This window comes from Microbulbifer maximicatervae (SeqCode) (assembly GCF_052467825.1).
In genome coordinates this window covers 5,008,495-5,028,482 of sequence record NZ_CP174327.1, presented here as the reverse complement: position 1 = coordinate 5,028,482, position 19,988 = coordinate 5,008,495, and the positions used below count along the sequence as shown (strand labels likewise).

The following is a 19,988-nucleotide window of genomic DNA, read 5'->3' as shown; positions in this document are numbered from 1 at the left end:
AAAGTTAATTTATTCGATATTTATTATGTTTTTGTAAAATGATAGAGTGGGTTAATTGATTTTCTGTTCATGGATTGAATAATGTTTACAAGGAAAGGCTGGTTTTTTTTATTTTTAGTGGGACTTTCACAGTTTTCGTTTGCTAGTGTTAGTGGGTCAAATTCTAACAATAATGGAAGCTATTCTGTCAGCTATACCGTTGATCTACCTTTTACCTTTTTAAGGGAAATTGATGTAGTTAAAATTATAGAACGGAAAAATGGGTCATTTACTAGACAGTTTGTGTTTCCAAATGATGATGATGCTGGTTCTGAATCAATAACGGTATCCTCCAATGGTGTTTACACCTATGAGTTACAGGTTGTTCAGAGGGAATGTTATAGCTTAAGCGAAAGTTTTCCGATTAAATGTGAGCCTTGGGGATGGAAACCTCAAGAAACTATTAGCGATGGAACTCATACCGTTAACGTTGCTTTTCTACCTAACCCCTCCAGTTCCGTCAACTTTAAATCTAGTACGACTGACTCATCGATATTAGATCGTGATGGAGCTTTTACAGTTCAATGGGGGGCTTCGAGTTCTTCCACATCTAAGATTACCGGTTATCAGTGGTGTCAAAAAACTAATGGTTCTTGGCAGAGTATAAGTTCTTGTCCCTATGTGGGAACTGGTACCCTTTCAAGAGATAAAAGCGGTCTGTCTGATGCTTCATACCAGTACAGGGTGAGGGCTTATTCCAAGACGGGGAGTTATTATCAATATAGTGGCTGGGAGTATTCGCCGACTATCACGGTAGCCAAGCCACCTGCCAATGTAGCCACGATTTATGACCCAAGTGTTCCTCAGCCAGTTAATAGCAGCTTCTATTTACAATGGTCCTCTGTGTCGGGGGCGACTCATTATGAGTTTCAATGTTTGCCCCCCGGTGGCCAGTGGGGAGACTCTGCTTGTAGTAACAGCAGTGTTTCGTCTGCATCCCAGCTTATAGAACTTGAAGAAGGGGATAGTGGAAATTATAAGTTTCGTGTACGCGCCTGTATTACGGGGGCAAAAGGCTGCAGCATAGGTTGGGCAGAAAAAGAGATTGTCGTAAATGTCCCTCTCACTCCGCCTGCTGCACCCGAGATTACTGCTCCGGCGCGTGCAGAAAAACTCGACTATGAGATTAGTTGGAATACGCCCGTGGGGGCGACCAGTTATGAGCTTAAGCGTGCACGTTATAGCGGAAAGGAGGCTAACTGTACCCAAGAAAGCGACGGCTTTTGCTGGGTCAACGTTCCACTCTCTCAAACTAGCAAATATCGGCATCAAGGTGGGGAGCCGGACAAATACAAGTATAAACTCCGGGCGTATAAGCAGAATGTACCTTCAATCTGGTCTGAAAGTAACTGGATTGATGTTCACAATCTGAATGGTATTGACCAACCAGCAGCTGTTTCTACAGTTCTAGCGACTCAACCCGGTAGTATTCCCTATAGTGCGCATGTGAGTCCACAGGGGGACGCTATTGTTAGGGTTCCCCTTCAGGTAGCCCCAGGTATTAATGGATTAGTACCAAACCTATCTATTCTTTATTCCGGTGCTCGCTATCGTCAGAGGCATAATCAATCTCTACCCGAAGATACAATGGGATATGGATGGCGTCTGGGTGGTTTGAGTTCAATCCGCCGTTGCGTAACTGGGCGCCCCGATACCGATAAGATCTCACTAAATGCCAGTGACTCCATCTGTTTGGATGGAGAACCTCTTGTGTTGCTATCTGGGACTCACTGGGAAGCCGGCGCCAGGTATCGCACTCTACGAGACAGCTTTAAGCTGATTGAACTGAAAGAAACCGCTGATGACAAGCTCTGGTTTGAAGTGAAGGCCCCGGATGGTCGCACTAGTCAATATGGATTCAATTCTGATAGTCGCTTAAAAGCAGGTCAATTAGGTACGTTTTCTCCACATTTCGGCTGGTCGCTCTCAAAGGTTACCGACGCTTTTGGCAACCAAATGGAGTACAAATACCACCGGGATACGGTGCAGGGGATTAACTACCTTCTCGAAATTCTCTACGGAAACAATGGTGATGCCAAAATTGAATTTCAATATGGCACGCGCACAGACGCACCGCCGATACCTCTCAAGACTGATGAGATTGAGCAGGAACAGCTAGTACTTTTGCACCATATCCGGGTACATCTCGATAATATCCTGCAACGGGAATATTTACTGATTTCTGAAGAGGAGCCAGCAAATTCCGATGGTAGCTCTCACTACCGCCGTTTAAATCAAATTCAACTATGCGGTTATGATCTATATGGCAATAGTCGAGATTGTTTAAACCCCCTAGAGTTTGATTGGTCTGATTCGGAAAGTAATGATGGTATTACTGCGGCAACAGGTGTCAGCAAAGTCGTTGATGGTGTTGGTCAGAATGTTCACTTCAGATATGCAAAACTTAGTGAAACCGACCTTTTTGATGAGCTGCCATTTGGCCAGCCGATAGCACCTGATGTATCGGAAGCGGAGGAACTTCCTGACGAAGAGGGTAATGATCGCATTCTGGTTAGTGAGCTCCATAGAACCAATGGCCTCAGTGGACGCTGTACAGCCTTAAACGACTTCGGGTGTCATATAACCCGCTACGGTTATTCCGGGCGTGGTTTTGTTAGTAACAAGCACTGGGGGTTTCTTGGTTATTACGCGCAACGAGCCTACGACACTGCTTCTGATATAACGACTTACCGTCAGTATCGCCTGGATTTCCCTTATTTCGGCTCGGTTGCCCGTCTGTATCAGTACAAGGGTCACTTCCCCTCTCATAGTGAAAAGCTGACAGAGCAGGCCTTTGAATATGATACCGCGTCTATTGCACTCAATGGCAACAGCACGCTTTACCCTTACCTCAAAGCTAGCCTGGACACTGTCCTTGAAGGTGGGCAGAGCATTGGTTATCAGTACGCCACCAGCAATTATTCCTGGTTACCATATAACCAGTCTGGCAGTGGCAATGTGGGGGAGTTGATTGAAAGTGTTGAATCTTTGCAGCAGGCGGTAACTTCCGCGTCGGTTAACTCGAGCCAAAGTGTTTGGGGCGACTTACAGGTTACTGCCGGTGGAGCCCAGCGCAGCACCAGATCTCTTAGGAGTTTTTATCATCGTCCGGATGCTTGGCTAATTGGTTTTGTGGAGGCTGAAGAGGTAAGCCAATATAAAGGGGGTATCACGGCTTCACCGGAAAGGGTGAAAACCGTAATTGCCGCACCTTATGGCTCAAGCAATAAGGCCGGGGTGATCACTCAATATCCAGACGACAATCAATATGAGTTAACCATTACCCGCTCGTATGATGCCAACGGTAATTTGTCGGAAGAGACGGTCAGTGCACCGGACCAGGCAGATGATCGCTTGGATATCTCCAGCCGCAGTTTTTCAGTATCCAACTTTATTGATAAGCGTTACCCTCAGTCATTAACCAACGAGATTAATCACATAGTCACTGTGGATTATGATCCTCGCTTTGGTGCTGTGAGTAGTGTGACCGATACTAATGGTCGTAACGCGTCCATGACTTATGATGCATTTGGTCGTGAGACTAAATCCGTTAATGCAGACAATGTAACCTTTAATACCGACTACGGTTTCTGTGGCGCTGGTAGCTGCCCCGTGAGCGGAGATATGGAAGCTGGGTACTGGATAAAAACCAGTTCATTAATCACACCAACCTCGACACAGTACTACGACTTATTGGGCCGACTGATCCAACAAGATACAGAATCTTTTGATGGAGCTGAGGTATCGCGCCAGCAGTATAAATACGATGAGCGCGGTTTACTTTTCTCTGTTACTGAGCCCTTCTTCTATCCCAGCGGCATTGGTTACTTGACCCAGTATCAGTATGACGAAAGAAATCGGGTTAAGACCATTACCAAGCCCGATACCAGTATTGTCAAAGTAGATTATGTGCCTAAAGCAACGGATCGCCAGGTAATGGTGCAAGTGACTGACCACGTGGCAGATAGCCTCGGCAATCCAGCGGCTACCCATGTAACTCAGAGTTACTACGGCCTCACAGGGGATCTGGAAAAAACAATTGATGATGCAACTGGAGAAAGGGTGCATAGCCGATTTACCTATGATGGTAGCGGCTTGCTAAAGAGTGTGATTCTCGGCAGTAATGGTCTTGACGATCCCAGTACTGAGTCCACGTACCAGAAGGATCGTGCTGGTTATCGCACCAGTATGACCGACCCCAATCTAGGTACCGTACATAGCCTTTACAATGCTCTGGGGCAGTTGGTGTGGCAGAAGGATAATAAGGGTCAGGAGACAACCCTTGAATATGACAAACTGGGTCGCTTATTAAAGCAGGTAGACGAAGAAGGTACGGCGGAATGGGAATACGATGCGGCCAATGCCAAGGGGTTCCTGAAAAGCCGCACTTATAGTGAATATGGCGAGGTGGTATTTTCCGAATCCTACATTTATGCCAGCGACAGTAAATTGGAAACTATCACCACCAACCTCATCGCCGGTGGTGAGAGCAGGCAATTCAAACATCAGTATGGTTATGACGGACAGGGGCGTTTACAGCGGGTTACCTATCCTAATGGCATTGCCACTTATCATCAGTTCAATAGTCAGGGCTATATCTCCAGCCTAAGTGACAATGCCGCAGGCAATAATCCATTTAAGCGCTTTGACACCGTCAATGCACGTGGACAGGCCGAAGTTGAGATCTATGGCAATGGTCTTGTTACCAGTCGCACCTATGATCCCAAAACTGGCAGCCTGCAGGTAATCAATACCGATAGCGGTCGCATTCAAAACAATGAATATACCTGGAGAAGTAACGGCGCCCTGGAGAGCCGCCTGACCATGAATAGTGCTGGAGTTATTGAGAAGCATGAGGAGTTTAGCTATGACAACCTCAATCGCCTCACTGATGCGAGCCTGACAGTGGGTGGCAGTCGGGTATTGAGGACTCAGTATGATGACCTGGGTAATATCCTTGCTAAAACCTCATCAAATAGTGGTGATAGACAGGTGTCGGATTACCAGTATGGCGAGTTTGGTAATGCCGGCCCCAATGCAGTGAGCACCGTCAACATTAATGGTGTGGCCCACAGCCTGCACTATGACCTGAATGGTGCTATCGAATACTACGATGCCACTAGTGGCGACGATAAATGGATCAGCTGGAACGCCCGGCAACTACCAACTGAGATCGTGCTAGGCAGCACTCAGGGCGATGCCACACCCACTGCCAAAGATCGCTTCAGGTATGGCCCGAATGGTCAACGCTTCTATCGCGAATCCAGCTGGATGGAGGATGGGCAGCTAAAAACCGAAAAGGTTTTCATTGTTGGTGGATTTGAAGAAACCCTGCCACTGCACGATGCTTCAATCCAGAAAATCCAGCGGGTTAGCCTAGATAGTGCGGTCCAGCATGTGGCCATTACAGACCTCAGCGGTACCTTCGGCGAATTTCAATATTTGCACCGAGATCACCAGGGCTCTATTGAAAAGATTACCGATGCCGAAGGTATCGTCATCCTGAATATGGGCTTTGATCCGCATGGCAGTCGCAGGAAGGTGGATTGGAACGGGGATATTACCCAGGACCAACTAGCGGAGCTGCTCCTGCTCCAGGGTTACAGCACCAAGCGCGGTTACACCGGCCACGAGCACCTGGACAGAACCGGCTTGATCCATATGAACGGGCGCATCTATGATCCGACTTTGGGGCGTTTTCTTAGCCCCGACCCCATAGTGCAGGCACCGAGCAACAGCCAGAGCTGGAACCGCTACAGCTATGTATTTAATAATCCACTGCAATATACGGATCCTACGGGATTTGTTGCGAGTGATGATGCCCCTCCTTGTGAAGCAGATTGTGGCACTGGTAGCAGTACTTATGAATCTGAAGTGGAAGTTGTTGGCAACCCCCTTACTGCCACTGAAGGTTGGACGTTGTTGTCTTGGGGTGAGCCTCATAGTTGGGGGACGACCGTAATTAATGGAAATACTTATGTATGGAATGCGCGTAACCTAGTCCGTATTCCTAGCGTTATAGATCAGATATGGGCCGATATAGCTTCTGGGGCAACAGAGTTTGAACCGATTAAGCCCCTTATGCTGCCCTTTGGGAACCCGACAAGCCTTACACCTGGAGGCATTAAGCTTGGGAAACCTAAGATTGGTGCACAAAAGAGCCCATGGGGTGGGTTTCAGAAAGGTGTTTCTATTGCAGATCCTACGATTGGCGCCGCACAGCTATTTGGAGTGGCTGCAATTACCTCACTCGTGAATAGAAGTGGTGTAAATGGTATCGATGATATTAGAGCACAAAAATGGACGCCATTTCCTGTTGCAAATGCATTAGATACTTCTAAAAGTCTCCAAGCACTAAAACATGCGGGTGCAGGACTTTTTTATGTCAGTACTGCTATTTCACTTTGGAATGGTAGTCAGGCCTTAAGTAATGGGAATGGCTTTGGTGTATTTAATGCAGGCGTTGACTTAGCGTTTGGTATAGCAGGGTTTGCAGGGGGCACTGTGGGTGCAGTTGGTGCTGTTAGCTATGGTGGAACATCAGCAGCTATTAAATATATTCCTGGAGTGCATGATTATATTGTCAAACCTGGGACAGATTTCTTGTGCTGGTATACTGAGAATTGTTAGATCAAAATATGCTTAATTCTTTTTATTTTAAATTTTTTGCTCTATCCCAAAAAATCAATGGTGTGGGCAGGCATAATCATTACTATGCCTGCCTGTCCCTCTCTTTCTTTGAGATCGCCCTTTTTATAAACGGAGTTTTGCTTGCTCATATTTTTTTAGGGATAGGAGAGGTTTTTTCTGGTGTTACCAAATTTTCGGCAGTATTAATTTCCATTGCTGTTTTTTTGGTAAATTATATACTTTTTTCTATTCGAAGTCGCAGTAAGGTTTTTTTAGCTGAGAAAAAGGTTGTTCTCTGTAAACCCTCTGGATATGTGGGTGGAATGCTGAGCTTATTGGTTCCTGTAATTTGTATGTTTTCTCTAGCATACTTCTTGATTGAAAGGTGAGCTGCTGCACAAAAGAGCCCATGGAAGAACAAATCAGGGCACCCAAAGATTGGGTAGAAGTGCAAGTAATAATGCAGGTGTTTTCCCTGGCGGCTATTTTTCTTGACTTGATGCTAGAGCGTAATAAATGAGTCAAGAATTCAGCTTTGGATTTAAAAATTGTGATTTTAGGGAAAGCTGGGGGGAATGATGGTGCTGAAGGGCGGAATTAGTAGGGTGTCACAGAAAGGTAGCGTCGACAGTCGCTTATGCCGTGTACCCAGCGTTTATCTAGCTGGCTGCAAGCGTGTCGTACGGCCTCTGCAGACCCTACTAACCCTTTAAAGCGGCTTTCAAAATTTCGATTGAGATAGAGCCAGTGCTTTGGTGAGATTCCCAGTCGCTCGAGAATAGGAGGGGTGTTGTCAGGAATGGCACCGCACTTTTTAGGATCTAAATGTCGACCACTCCAGTCCACTAGTTCTAAATAGTGATCCAGCCGAAAGGGAAGCCCTTTAAGAGTAAATCAGGACACCCAAAGATTGGGTAGAAGTGCAAGTAATAATGCCGGTGTTTTCCCTGGCGGCTATTTTTCTTGACTTGATGCTAGAGCGTAATGAATGAGTCAAGAATTCAGCTTTGGATTTAAAAATTGTAATTTTAGGGAAAGCTGGGGGGAATGATGGTGCTGAAGGGCGGAATTAGTAGGGTGTCACAGAAAGGTAGCGTCGACAGTCGCTTATGCCATGTACCCAGCGTTTATCTAGCTGGCTGCAAGCGTGTCGTACGGCCTCTGCAGACCCTACTAACCCTTTAAAGCGGCTTTCAAAATTTCGATTGAGATAGAGCCAGTGCTTTGGTGAGATTCCCAGTCGCTCGAGAATAGGAGGGGTGTTGTCAGGAATGGCTCCGCGCTTTTTAGGATCTAAGTGTCGACCACTCCAGTCTACTAGTTCTAAATAGTGATCCAGCCGAAAGGGAAGCCCTTTAGGCATATTCAGTCGCTCACCGCCTACAAGTGGCAGTAGCTCTTTGGGCTGCTCGCCTGAGATTGCAGCACAAATACGCTGTTGAATGGAGGTGTGATCAGAGTCTTCTGGGGATTTTGCCATATTGGCGCGGATGGGGTTGAGATCAACATAGGCCATACAGGCAGCTAGGGCCTTTTCATCCAATAAAGCCTGGGATTTAAAGCGGCCTTCCCAGAAGCGGCCTGTACAATTGTCTTCCGCATTAGCCTGACGAGCAATAGATTCATTTAAGCAGCGCATAAACCAGCTGATATCCGTTAATCGTTCTCGCCATAGGCCGAGCAATTCTCTTAGTTTTTCCTTTTCACTGTGGTCAAGCGAGAGGCCCTGAATGAAACGCTGAGCCAGATTAGGGATTCTAAATAGCTCTTTCCAGCGGAAAATGACCTCGGAATCCGGCCAACTCAAAGCCGCCTCTTTATCGATAAAGAGTACGATGTGGTAGTGATTGCTCATTACTGCATAGGCAGCGATATCCAGCGCAAATATTCCAGCCAGCTTATGCATCCGAGACTTAATCCACTCGCGGCGATACTCATAGTCAATACCAGATTTCATATCTCTACCGCACAGAAATGCCCTGCGTACACAGCGGGTGACACAATGGTAATAGGGTGTGGCATCCAGAGAAACCTGGGCTTTGCGCGGTATGGTCATTGCCGGTTGTTATCTGTATTTATATACAGTATTTGATCTCGATATCTTAATTGTGTCAATATCCTTGGCGTTTATTGCTACGGCTTTTATGGGTATCCAGAATATATCGGGGGCGGGGCAGCTAGAGCCTGTTAACACTTAATTGATGGGTTCTTTAAGTTGTTATCAAGCTCCGGAATATTACTGGTCCAAGGCGGTGAAAATTTGTTCAGTCGAACTTGTCAGGCCTGGCTGAACAAAGGTTTATTTGAGAATACTGTCTATTGCTTTGCCACTATCCTGCGAGAACTCTTCTGACTTATGGCCGAGCAGTTGTAGTGCGGTTGCGGCTATCTGATCCTGAAAAACGGCTTCTCCCCTGGATACTTCTCCCAAGGCCTTAATGTCTGGGCCCAGTGCGGCAATCCAGATTTCATTGGAGCCGGGTATACCCGCTTTGTGGGGGTGGTCTTCTTTACCGAAGTATTGGGTCAGTGCAGGGCCACTGGCGTGGTGGGGCCAGGATTCAGCGGTGTTGCCACGCCCGTGGTCAACGGTAATGAGTAGGTTGGTATTGTCTCGGTATTGATCAAGAGATTGCAGTGTCTGCCAGAGTTTGGCGAGTATCATGTCGCTCCGATGTGCGGAGTGGAGATACTGGTGATATTCCTCATCATGGGCAAAATCGTCGGTTTCACCCAAGGCAATGTACATTACCTTGGGCTTTTTGCTAATTAAGTACTCTTTTGCAAATCCATAGGTAAATGCATCGGGCCGTACGTTCTCCCAAAAAACCGGCAGTTGCCCCTGCAACTCATTGAGAAACTCTGCTCTTTGGCTCAATTTTGGCCAATCGGCAGCTTCCAGGCCGGCGTTAATGTAAATACCACTGCGATCACGATTAAGTATCGAGGAGAATACTCCCCAGCTACCGAATGCAGCGATTTGGCCTTTGTACTCAGATTTGCTGTTTAGCCACTCGAGAAAGGTAATATTGGCATTGGGAGTTGGGTCGTTACTATTGATTTTGGGGTCGGCGGAGCCGGTTAAAATCTCATTGTAACCGGGATAGGAAAACCACCAGCTATTGGTAACTTGTGCTTTAGACCCCTTGTCGCGATTGCCAATTAAAACCCCTTCTTTAGCCACTGTTTGCCAGATAAAAGGCAATAATTTTTGACGTTTTTCGGTGAGTGAATCGCCGTGAAAGTGATTGATAAGGTCTTGTTTATTTTCAGTGAACTCTGTGTGGTTGAGAAGTTCAGGGTCATAACCGGAGAACACTTCCTGCCAGCGCAAGCCGTCGATAGTAACTAATACGAGGTTGTCTGCGGCAAGGGATTGAGTAGAAAGAAACAGGGCCAGGATTGCTGTAGTCAATCTGTTCATTGAAAGAGCTCTTTGCATACTTTTGGATTATTTATATTTGTCGCAAATAATCAAAATTATTTTTCGACTATATTTATTATTTATTGCACTTTATTGTTGAATCTACTGCTTGACTAAACATACGCACAATCGGCTAGCATTTCCAGCCGATTGTGTGGCTGCCAAAAAAATCTTAGAAATCAATAGTTGCAGAGAGTGAGGCTGTCCGTGGAGCACCAATCCAGGCACCGCCAGAAACGACAGTTCCTAAGTAATCCTCATCCAGTAAATTATTTATCACTAAATTCAGGTTGGCTCCCCGTAGTGCCGGGCTAAATTCTCCTAGATTCATGCCCAGGTAGGCATCGACAACTATATAAGAGTCAGCTGTCCAGCTATTGTCTAAGTCGACAAAACGATCTCCGGTAAACTTACTGGAGATGCCGCCGTAAAATATTTCAGAATTCCAATCCAGGCCAATCACATAGAGTTGATCAGCTATTCCGACTACGTCATTCCCTGGTGTTATTCCTTGAGTTTCATCTACTGCTGAGTTTCCTGAGCCAATATAGGTAGTGTCCAGCAGGGTATAGGATGTATAGAGATTTAGAGTTTCTGATAAATCGTAGTCCAGGAAAAGTTCCAGACCATCAGATTCGATTCCGCCGGCATTAAAATAGGTCCCATTGGTACCTATCAAATAGTTATTACCTGCGGAAGTATTGTTATCCAGGAAAATGATCCGGTTTTCAAAATCATTTTGAAAATAGGTGGCAGTTGCCGAGAAATTATCGGCGGTATAGCGAAGCCCTAGCTCTGTGGTCTCTGAGGTTTCCGGTTCGATATTGTCGAGATCTGAATCGGGCCGCTCTAATACGCTGTCTCCAATCGCCTTAAAGTTTTCAGCGTAGCCTGCGAACAGCTCTGCACCTTCCAGGGGTGTTTCCCAAATCAAACCGGCGGAGAGCAGGATATCTGAATCAGAGTCAACACTTGCATCGGAAGACTCCTGAAACAGATCTTCCCTTTCAACATCGACAAAGAACTGCTTGGCGCCCAGTGTCAAAGTGAGAGTGTCGATGGTCAGGGAGTTCTGTAAATACCACTTTGTGCTGGTGGAGGGGTAACTGCGGTCGTATTGCACCCAATAGGGTGTTGAATTGAAACTGGCACCTTGAGTTGCATCAGTGATTTTGTGCCAATCGCGGTGTTCGTCACGGGTGGAGTCTTCATACCAGAGGCCGCCTCGCAGCTCATTGTCTAACCCGGCGATGGTGGTAGCGTATGTAAAGTCTAGAGTCAGTCCGGCACGCTCTTTCTCATAATGAGTGTGCCGATAAGACATCGTGGGTATGGCGCCCTCTGCATAGCAATCTGGATTGTAGGCCGGTCCTGAATCGCCATAGATATTGGTGACTGACGCTGTACATGTTTCATCATAAGTAAGGGCATTGCCATTGGCGTCAACAAAATAAATGATGCCCGACTGGCTACCGCCGTAGGCAGTTGAGCCGCCGAGGAACTCGGACTCGCCCTGTTCACTGTCATCTGTAATATCAACCAGGTAAGGGGGCACCCAGTCCCCGCGGCCTTCGTTGCTGTGGTAATAGAGTCCGGCCTGTAGATTGAATGAATCTGTCAGGTCAAAATCGAACTGGGTGTAGGCTAGCAGGTTCTCACGCAAGGTAGACCAGCCACGGCGATAAAGTTGATCGATATAAGGAATACCGGACCAGTTGCCGGTAAGAAAATCGTTTTCAGGGTACGCTTCAAATTGGGCGTCCGAATAGACTCGTTGATAGTTATCTTCGTGGATATCGTCGTAAGATAGGTAGGCCTTAATGGTACCAGCTTCCAGGTTGGTCACTAGTTTTGCTGCGATGTGCTCTCGTTCATTCTCAGCGGTTTCAGTAATCCAGTCGGTCGCTTCCTGGTTAGAGTATGAGATCCAGGCTTTGCTGTTCCCGGCAAAAATACCAGTGTCATAGCGAAAATATACTCTCTGTGCATCAAACTCGCCTGCGGACAGTTCTATTCGACTGCGCTGTGTATCCAAAGGATCATCAGTACGATAATCAATAGTGCCTCCCAAGGCTTCGTGGGAACGTGAGGCGATATCTGAAGTACCCTGTGATACTTCTACTGAACCGATATTACCCGGATCAACAAAGCGGTTTGCTTTTGAGCCTCCACCGTAATTCGAACCGCCATTGGGAATACCATCGATGGTGGTGCCAATTTGCTGTTCATCTAAGCTGTTAGTAAATCCGCGAATACTGATATTGGTTGACCAGTCGTCAAAGCCGTAAGTATCTCCTTCATTGACTGAGACACCGGGGAGGTTATCGATCAATGCATTAACGCTGGTGATAGAGGACTGTTGCTTGCGCATTGCCTCAGATACTTCGCTGCTGTTAAAAGTGCTACCGGAGCCCAGAACCATTACTTCTTCAATTTGTGCGTTGCTGAGGTCTTCAGCGGTCACGGGACTGGCACTCATTATTGTGGCCACTGAAATGGCGGCTGCCAGGTAGGTCTTTTTAGTATTCATCGGGATACCCCAGTTTGTAGTGATTCAGCAAGTGTTAACCAGCCTGGTTAGTGGCTTGGGTTATTTGCGCGCGTACATTGACGCGTCTTGATGAATAATTCTTTACAGGGGGGTTAAACTCTTTTTACCCGTTGGTGAATGCTCAATAAATCCTGAGAGTCAGAGACATGAGCTGTTTCAGACTGACTGAATAGTGTCCTTGGTAGTGGGGGTGATCCGGTGAGTAATCTTGATTGAGTGCAGGGGGGGAGGGCTGAGTTACCCCAGCCCAATTTAAATAGAAATCAGATAGCAGCTTTCAAAGAAATGCCGGTGCAAGCTTCAATTGTTCCCCAGAGAACTCCCAAAACTGCATTCCAGACTTTCTCAATGGTGACTAACAGGAGTCCACGTAAAGTGTTGGCGAAGTTCTTGGCCATATCCTCCAGGGAGTCGAGAAAGTAATCTTGCAGATCGCCAGATATTTCATCAGATGCAATTGCTTTAGCAATCATTTTTGTTTGCTGAGCCATTGCGGATAACTGGCGCTCGGAAAATCCCCTGAGTTCAGAAATATCACTGTTAATTACCGCAGAAGCTGCCCCTTTGATATCTGCAACGAGTTGGTTAACGTCAATAGACATAGTAATTTCCTCAGCGATTCAGAAAAGACTCATAGGTGAGTGCTTGGTCCATGGAAACAACAATTTCATTTTTGAATAGAGAAACAGCAGTTGCGTTTAGGCCCTTATCTTCATCTACCGTGCGCATCATGTTCAAACTCTCTGAAATTTTCTCCAGTGACGCAACACTGGGGGGTTCCCGCTCAAAGCTAATATTCCTGCCGGAGGATTCCAAATAGTTGTTAATCTTTTTGAGTAGTTTACTTTCAGGTGCGGGGCGGGTTTTCGATTGCATTGCCAGCGCATCTACTTTGCCGATCAATGCATGGTATCTCTCATCTCTTTTTGAGTAAGAATCTTTGTTAGTTCCACTGGAAACTGAAGAGAAAAATTCCATTATCTCTACATTGACAGTGGTTAAATCTGAGTATAGCGCGGCATCATAGCGCGGCGCCATTTGTGAGCATCCGCTAACTAGAATTGTAAGAAAGGCTAAAACTGCAAAGATTGCTATTGGCTGCCTTATCATGATCGCTCCCTCTTTAATTTTCATTTTAATAGTCCTGCTCGGCCCTCTCCAGTCGCCGGAAGGGGCTGAGGTATAGATACATTTATTTCCGATTTGGTCGTCTGGGTACCCCTTTATACCGGTTCCAAAATCTCGTGCGAGGTTGGCGAAATACTGGGATCATTTTGCTTTTCAAAGTAAGTCAGCAGTAAGCGAACAGCCTCCTGATTATCGAAATATCGGGAGTGAACTCGGGCTGCCAGTTTGTCCGGAAAAGTACCGTAAGACCCAATAATTCTCTCATAACAGTGGTGGCGTGCTGGGACCGCAGAACCACTGGCAAACCAGTCTGAGTGAGACTTGATATCAATCCACTCGATTAGATCTTTTCTTTGTGACAGTTGCTCTACTTCATTCTGCAGCCAAGGAGCCTGCTTACCCAGAACTTCGATTAGGGACCCCATTGTTAGGATACGGATTGGTTTACCGATTGGCGGAAGATCGGCAAAAAGGTCTACAGTAACAACACTGCCAAAACTATGTCCGACAATTGTTACGGAATCGTAGTCGTATAGTTTAATACTGTTTTCGAGCTGTTCTCTGACCCGTCGGATAATCTCAAAGCGGACTGCAGGCTTGCCCTTGGCGGCCGGCTCGTTGGTGAGATAGCGCTTACAAAAGTCAGAAATATCTACTAGTAAGGCAACCGGCATCACGGCAACTACGGCAGTCGCAATCAGCCAGATCCGCCAACCCCCTATATACTCAACACCTTGCTTGAGCTGTTGTACTGCGGGATAAAACGGACTGTCGCTGGTGGGCTCAACAGCTTCGACAAACAAGATAATGGTACCTATGTACCAAACGATAAAGGCTAATGCTGAAAGGGTTAGACCAAAAGTCAGGTACTTTCGTTTAAGCACCCCTTTCCAAATATGGAGGTTGGCCAGCCAGAACCAGATTAGGGAGAAGCCTCGGGCTAAGCGGACTTTCAGGCTCTGCTGGGTAATGCTAGGAACCAAGTCGTTCCAGTAAGCTTCAACCAGATCAAGCTCCTGTTTATCGTTGACCCTCAGGCGGTTGATGCCGGCGGGGACGGTAGGATCAGAAATCTGAGTGAGAGGCATACGCTCACTGGCTGCGATCATTCCCTCGGTGAACTCTGACAGTTGGGCGGTGCTGGTGACTCGTGTCAGTCCGGGCACCAGCATAATTAAGCTTCTTCTCATTGTTATTCCAATTGGCTCTATTCTGGAGATATAACCTTCTGCCGAGGTTTGCTCCGGCCTTTGTTTTTTCTGTGTGAAAATCGTTTCAGTAAGTGAGTATTTCCATATATAAGTACGCGAGCCAGTAGCTAGCAGTGGTGTATCTCAGTGGTGAAATTTTGTGCGATAGTCAGCTTTACACTAATCGAAGGACATTGGACATAGAGACATGTCAACTGAGTGTTACTCGATTTATATGTGATACAAAACGAGATGTAAATATAGAAAAGAAAAAGATTTATTGATTGGAAGGGGGAAAGCCGCTTCGTGGCTCTTTCCTTAAATTGCTTATCGGAAGTTATCCCATCGCGGCTAAGGGGGTAGACCGGCGAGGGTGAAGATCTGTCGCTGCTTACACCGCACGCTATGGGAGCATCAGAAGCGACAGGTTAAAATTTACTCTACGGTTTCTTTTTGTAGTTCAACTAAAATAAATTCGTTGCCGTAGAGATCTTCAAAGTGGGCAAACTCTGCATCCCCTTCAGAAGTAGGTGGCTTGCTGAAGTGAACGCCATTTTTTGCAAGTTTTTTATACTCTCTTTCAAAATTATCTGTATAAATAACGGCACAAGGCTGCCCTGCAGTTTGTGCTCCCACTTTCTTTTGCTGGTTTTCAGAAGTTGCCTGAAGTAGCCATATACCCATATCTTTTTGTGCCGGAAGTCGAATATGAACAAATCGATGCGGTGCTGCTTGAGAGTCAATAAATACTTCAAACCCCAATTTGTCACGATAAAAGGCAATAGCTTCTTCATAGTTGTTGACTAGGATTACCAGTCTGCCAATTGAGTTCATTAGGGGCTCCGTGATTGGCCTTATTGCTACTTCGAAAAGAGGGATTAATTCTTTTTGGTTAATAGGTGTACAGTTTTCAAATGGTTTTTATTTGAGCAGCCTATACCAAAATGAATGCTTTTAGCGTGAAGCTGATTAGCTGTAAAAGTTTACTGAAGTTACAAGATATTTGAACTGTACATGTTGAAAGCGGTGTCAGTTTCTGGACCTTTACGCCAAGGTTGCCAAGTATTGGAATGAAAGACAGTCTCACCATTGTTGGCCATCTATGATGGAAACCGGACTTTCTATTGTTTATAGCCGATTACAGTGACTGTAAACGATCAGTATATTAATTAATGATTTCGAGGGATGGTTGGCAAAGTGAAAAGGATTTCATGTTTTTCTAAAGCTATAAACTCCGTTATGGTTTTTGTTGTTGTAGTGCTGTGCCTACTCGAGCCCAGGTCTTCGATTGCTTGTACCCGAATACTCTATGAAACTGGTGATAAGACCTATATTACTGCCCGTAGTATGGACTGGAGTGATACCGATGCAGCTATGGCATTTTGGGTTTTCCCTCAGGGGATGAAGCGCAATGGTGGCTTGGGCCCAAAATCTATTACTTGGACATCGAAGTTTGGCTCAATTGTTATCAGTATTTACGATGCGGCTACAACTGATGGGCTCAATGAAAAGGGCCTCGTAGGCAACCTTTTATACTTGGCTGAGGCAGATTATGGGAGTGCTGCCGATAGGGATAAGCCGACTATCTCTGTTGGGGCCTGGTTGCAATACATCCTGGATAACTACGCAACAGTTGATGCTGCGGTAAAGGGGTTAAAGAGTGACCCATTCACTGTGGTTGGCGCAGATCTTCCCAATGGGAGACCGGCAAGTACACATATTGCAATTTCAGACCCCAGTGGTGATTCCGCTATTTTTGAATATCTTGATGGTGTGCTAAAGATCCATCACGGTAAGCAGTTTACGGTAATGACTAATTCTCCTCCTTATGATCAGCAACTGGCAATCAATTCCTATTGGAATTCAATTGGAGGCCAAAACTTTCTACCGGGTACAATTAGTGCGGCGGACAGATTTGTACGGGCGAGTTATGCTTTAAAAACATCACCAGAATATAAAAAGTATCGCGATGCATTGGCATCCGCATTCTCCCAAATTCGTGCCGTCAGTGTGCCGCTGGGAATGGATGATCCCGATAAACCCAATATAGCCTCAACATTGTGGCGGTCAGTTATTGATCAAAAAAATAGCCGCTACTATTTCGATTCTGTTATTAATCCATCAGTAATCTGGCTGGATATGGATAGTGTTTCTATCGAGCCGGGATCTAAAGTAATGACAATGAAATTAGATACTCCAATGGATACTGGTGGGGAAGTGGCATCTAAGTTGAGTCCTTCAGAACCCTTTAAGTTCCTCGCTCCAGGTAGCTGAATAAATACGATAACGAGAAGAGTCTAAGTCAATGCATGAATCATTTACTGTTCGGGAGATGACACGTAAAGAAGTGGATTTACTGGTTGACTGGGCTGCACTTGAAGGCTGGAATCCGGGGTTGCACGATGCAGAAATTTTCTGGAAAACAGATCCAGAAGCTTACATTGCGGCGGAAGTTCGGGGTGATTTGATCGGTGGAGGGGCAATTACTGCGTACGGTGATGATTTCGGTTTTATGGGATTCTTTATCGTTAGGCCTGAATTCAGAGGTCATGGGTTTGGTAATAGACTTTGGTATATCCGACGGGACCGCTTAAAAACCCGGTTGAGGCCTGATGCAAGCATCGGTATGGATGGGGTATTTGCGATGCAGGATTACTATGCCCGCGGCGGTTTTAACTTCTCCCATCGGAATCTCCGTTATCGAGTCGAGCTTTCTGCTTTTGAGGGTGTGAGTACTCAATGCCCTGATGAAGTTATCCAGCTTAGTGAAGTTTCTTTCGATCAAATAATTGCTTACGACAGGACCTGCTTTCCCGCAAGTAGACGGGTATTTCTGAAAGGATGGCTTTCCCAGCCAGAGGCTCTGAGTTTGGGCTATGTCCAATTTGGGAGTCTTTGTGGCTATGGTGTAATCAGGCGTTGCCGCAATGGATGTAAAGTAGGTCCTCTGTTTGCAAATAGCTATAAAGTGGCAGATACGTTGCTGAAGCGACTGGTCTCATTTGCAGATGATGGGCCTATCTTTCTGGATGTGCCGGAAAATAATCCTGCGGCTATGTCGCTGGCCAAGCACTATGGAATGGAGGAAGTTTTTGGCTGCGCAAGGATGTACCTGGGGCCAATGCCAGATATTGCGCGGGACCGAATTTTTGGTGTAACGACATTTGAGCTGGGTTGATGCACAAGAGAAATCTGGAGGGTTACGCTGGGCGTCCGCCTCATCCCCGCTGGCCTGATCAGGCCCGCATTGCAATTCAGTTTGTCTTGAATTTAGAGGAGGGGTCAGAATCCACCAAGCTAAACGGCGATACCCAATCTGAATCTTACCTGCATGAACTTCCTGGCAGGCCTGCACGGGTTGGAGGGCGGGATTTCAGTGTAGAGAGTATGTATGAGTATGGTTCTCGCGCTGGTGTCTGGCGGCTTCTCGATATCTTTAATACTTACAACGTACCTTTAACAGTTTTTGCTACCGGTCAGGCGTTAGAGCTTAATCCGATTTTAGCGCTAGCCCTGGTTGAAGCGGGACATGAGATTGCTGGCCATGGATACCGGTGGATTGATTATAAAGATACTCCTAAGGGTCGAGAAAAACACGATATTCAGCTCACTGTTAAGATAATCGAGCAGTTAACCGCTAGGCCTCCGTTTGGGTGGTATACAGGCCGGGTAAGCTCCCATACTAAATCATTGGTACGAGAAATTGATGGATTACTGTATACGTCAGATTCCTACAGTGATGATTTGCCATTCTGGGAACAGAAATCAGATTCATTGGTGGTGATTCCCTACACCTTGGTGAATAACGATATTCAGTACCTGCTGCCCAGTGGGTGCACGACTGCCGATGATTTCTTTTTATTGCTAAAAGGCGCTTTCGATCAGCTTTGGCGGGAAGGGAGCGTGAGTCCTAAGTTGATGAGTGTTGGACTACATGGGCGAGTCAGCGGCCACCCTGCCAGGGCTGCTGGAGTTTATCGTTTCTTGAAATATATCCAGCGATTTGAACCCATTTGGATTTGTCGCCGCAACGAGGTAGCGCAACATTGGATCTCCAATTTCTCTACCGCTAGATAACTTGGGCGGTAGCTTTCCAAAGCGTTTGTGTGTGGAAAGTGTGTGCGGTAACTATACCGGCCTCTTGTTGTGCAGATTTCCATTCTTCAGGGGTGATTTTGCTCTGTGCAATTAACTCTGCGGATACAGGCTCTATAAGTCCAATGATATTTTCCAGTAAGTTTTTACACCTAATCCCGTCACTTTTTCCATTGGCATTGATCACATGGGGTGAAACTACAACTTCGCTGATCTTTAGGGAGGATAGTACTGGAAAAAGATTAACGGCTATTTCAGGAGAACCGCGCCCATTGCCGTAGGCCAGCGTATTACGTGCACGGAAGCATTTCATTAGGTTGAACTTGTCGGGGCCAGTGTAATAGGTTGCGTCGTAAGGCTCGTGAATAATAAGTCTGCCACCGGGGCGTACAACGCGAATCATTTCTTGCAGCATGGTTTTTGGGTTTGGAAGATGTATCAAAACCAAGCGTGCAAAAGCTGCATCTACCGATGAATTTGCTAACCCTGATTTTTCTGCATTACAGAGCTTAAATTCTGTGTTGCAAAGCCCCAACATTTGGGCTGTTTGCTCGGCTTTGTTTAACTGGGCAGGCTGGATATCGAGGCCAATATAACTACCAGCGGATACCTCTTGCGCAATCCAGAGATTGGCGCCTGCACCACAACCAAACTCTGCTACTTGATAGTTTGAAGGAAAATGTATGTCTTCTGTATCCCCGTAGATTTTCCTCTGTAACAGCAGGCGTTTCTGCTCTGAGGCTTTTGCACCAAGTGAATAACTCTCCTTCATTTTCCCGGGGCACCTGTGGAGTTAAGAAATATTAAAATAGCCCAGTGGCTCTCTAACAATAGCTAGAAAGCAGTTTTTAGTGTGGTTGATGCGTTGGGTGTAGTAATTGGAGGGCGGTGTGGAAAGGCAAGGTGTCGGGCCTCGGGGTAACCCGAGGCC

General features: G+C 46.3%; 13 protein-coding genes. 5 read left to right on the top strand and 8 right to left on the bottom strand.

The annotated features are described in order from the left end of the window. Window positions 1-282: 282 nt before the first annotated feature. Complete coding sequence (locus ACJJII_RS22070) at window positions 283-6,669, top strand: RHS repeat-associated core domain-containing protein (RefSeq protein ID WP_444917757.1); 6,387 nt, start codon at window positions 283-285, stop codon at window positions 6,667-6,669. Further along, entirely contained in the window at window positions 6,663-7,058 is a 396-nt protein-coding gene (locus ACJJII_RS22065; RefSeq protein WP_444917756.1) for a hypothetical protein, read from the top strand. The genes ACJJII_RS22070 and ACJJII_RS22065 overlap by 7 nt, the downstream gene beginning before the upstream one ends. Before the next feature lie 680 nt (window positions 7,059-7,738). Here ACJJII_RS22065 and ACJJII_RS22060 read toward each other — a convergent pair. From ACJJII_RS22060 to ACJJII_RS22030, 7 genes are all read right to left on the bottom strand, one after another. Continuing rightward, entirely contained in the window at window positions 7,739-8,725 is a 987-nt protein-coding gene (locus tag ACJJII_RS22060; RefSeq protein WP_444917755.1) for a transposase, read from the bottom strand. Window positions 8,726-8,968: 243 nt separating this feature from the next. Then, complete coding sequence (locus tag ACJJII_RS22055) at window positions 8,969-10,093, bottom strand: alkaline phosphatase family protein (protein ID WP_444917754.1); 1,125 nt, start codon at window positions 10,091-10,093, stop codon at window positions 8,969-8,971. Between the two features lie 172 nt (window positions 10,094-10,265). Further along, window positions 10,266-12,623, bottom strand: a complete 2,358-nt coding sequence (locus tag ACJJII_RS22050) for a TonB-dependent receptor domain-containing protein (protein ID WP_444917753.1) — start codon at window positions 12,621-12,623, stop codon at window positions 10,266-10,268. A 284-nt stretch (window positions 12,624-12,907) separates the two neighbouring features. After that, the gene (locus ACJJII_RS22045) at window positions 12,908-13,246 is read right to left on the bottom strand and encodes a hypothetical protein (RefSeq protein ID WP_413662708.1); all 339 of its coding nucleotides are present in this window, start codon (window positions 13,244-13,246) and stop codon (window positions 12,908-12,910) included. A 10-nt stretch (window positions 13,247-13,256) separates the two neighbouring features. Then, the gene (locus ACJJII_RS22040; protein WP_444917752.1) at window positions 13,257-13,778 is read right to left on the bottom strand and encodes a hypothetical protein; all 522 of its coding nucleotides are present in this window, start codon (window positions 13,776-13,778) and stop codon (window positions 13,257-13,259) included. Between the two features lie 89 nt (window positions 13,779-13,867). Next, entirely contained in the window at window positions 13,868-14,962 is a 1,095-nt protein-coding gene (locus ACJJII_RS22035) for an alpha/beta hydrolase family protein (protein WP_444917751.1), read from the bottom strand. Window positions 14,963-15,397: 435 nt separating this feature from the next. Continuing rightward, window positions 15,398-15,796: a VOC family protein gene (locus tag ACJJII_RS22030; protein WP_444917750.1), complete on the bottom strand. Its 399-nt coding sequence runs from the start codon at window positions 15,794-15,796 to the stop codon at window positions 15,398-15,400. 363 nt (window positions 15,797-16,159) lie between these two features. Between ACJJII_RS22030 and ACJJII_RS22025 the strand changes: the two genes are divergently transcribed. Genes ACJJII_RS22025 through ACJJII_RS22015 form a run of 3 tightly spaced genes read left to right on the top strand, consistent with a single transcriptional unit; the run spans window position 16,160 to window position 19,039 of the window. Next, window positions 16,160-17,236, top strand: coding sequence for a bile salt hydrolase (locus ACJJII_RS22025; RefSeq protein WP_444917749.1), 1,077 nt, complete (start codon window positions 16,160-16,162; stop codon window positions 17,234-17,236). 31 nt (window positions 17,237-17,267) lie between these two features. Continuing rightward, entirely contained in the window at window positions 17,268-18,140 is an 873-nt protein-coding gene (locus ACJJII_RS22020) for a GNAT family N-acetyltransferase (protein WP_444917748.1), read from the top strand. Then, complete coding sequence (locus ACJJII_RS22015; RefSeq protein ID WP_444914291.1) at window positions 18,140-19,039, top strand: polysaccharide deacetylase family protein; 900 nt, start codon at window positions 18,140-18,142, stop codon at window positions 19,037-19,039. Before ACJJII_RS22020 ends, ACJJII_RS22015 begins: the two co-directional genes overlap by 1 nt. Here ACJJII_RS22015 and ACJJII_RS22010 read toward each other — a convergent pair. Next, window positions 19,032-19,829 carry a class I SAM-dependent methyltransferase gene (locus tag ACJJII_RS22010; protein ID WP_444917747.1) on the bottom strand — a complete coding sequence of 266 codons (798 nt, stop codon included), beginning with the start codon at window positions 19,827-19,829 and terminating at the stop codon, window positions 19,032-19,034. The two genes, ACJJII_RS22015 and ACJJII_RS22010, sit on opposite strands and share 8 nt — an antisense overlap. Window positions 19,830-19,988: the final 159 nt, after the last annotated feature.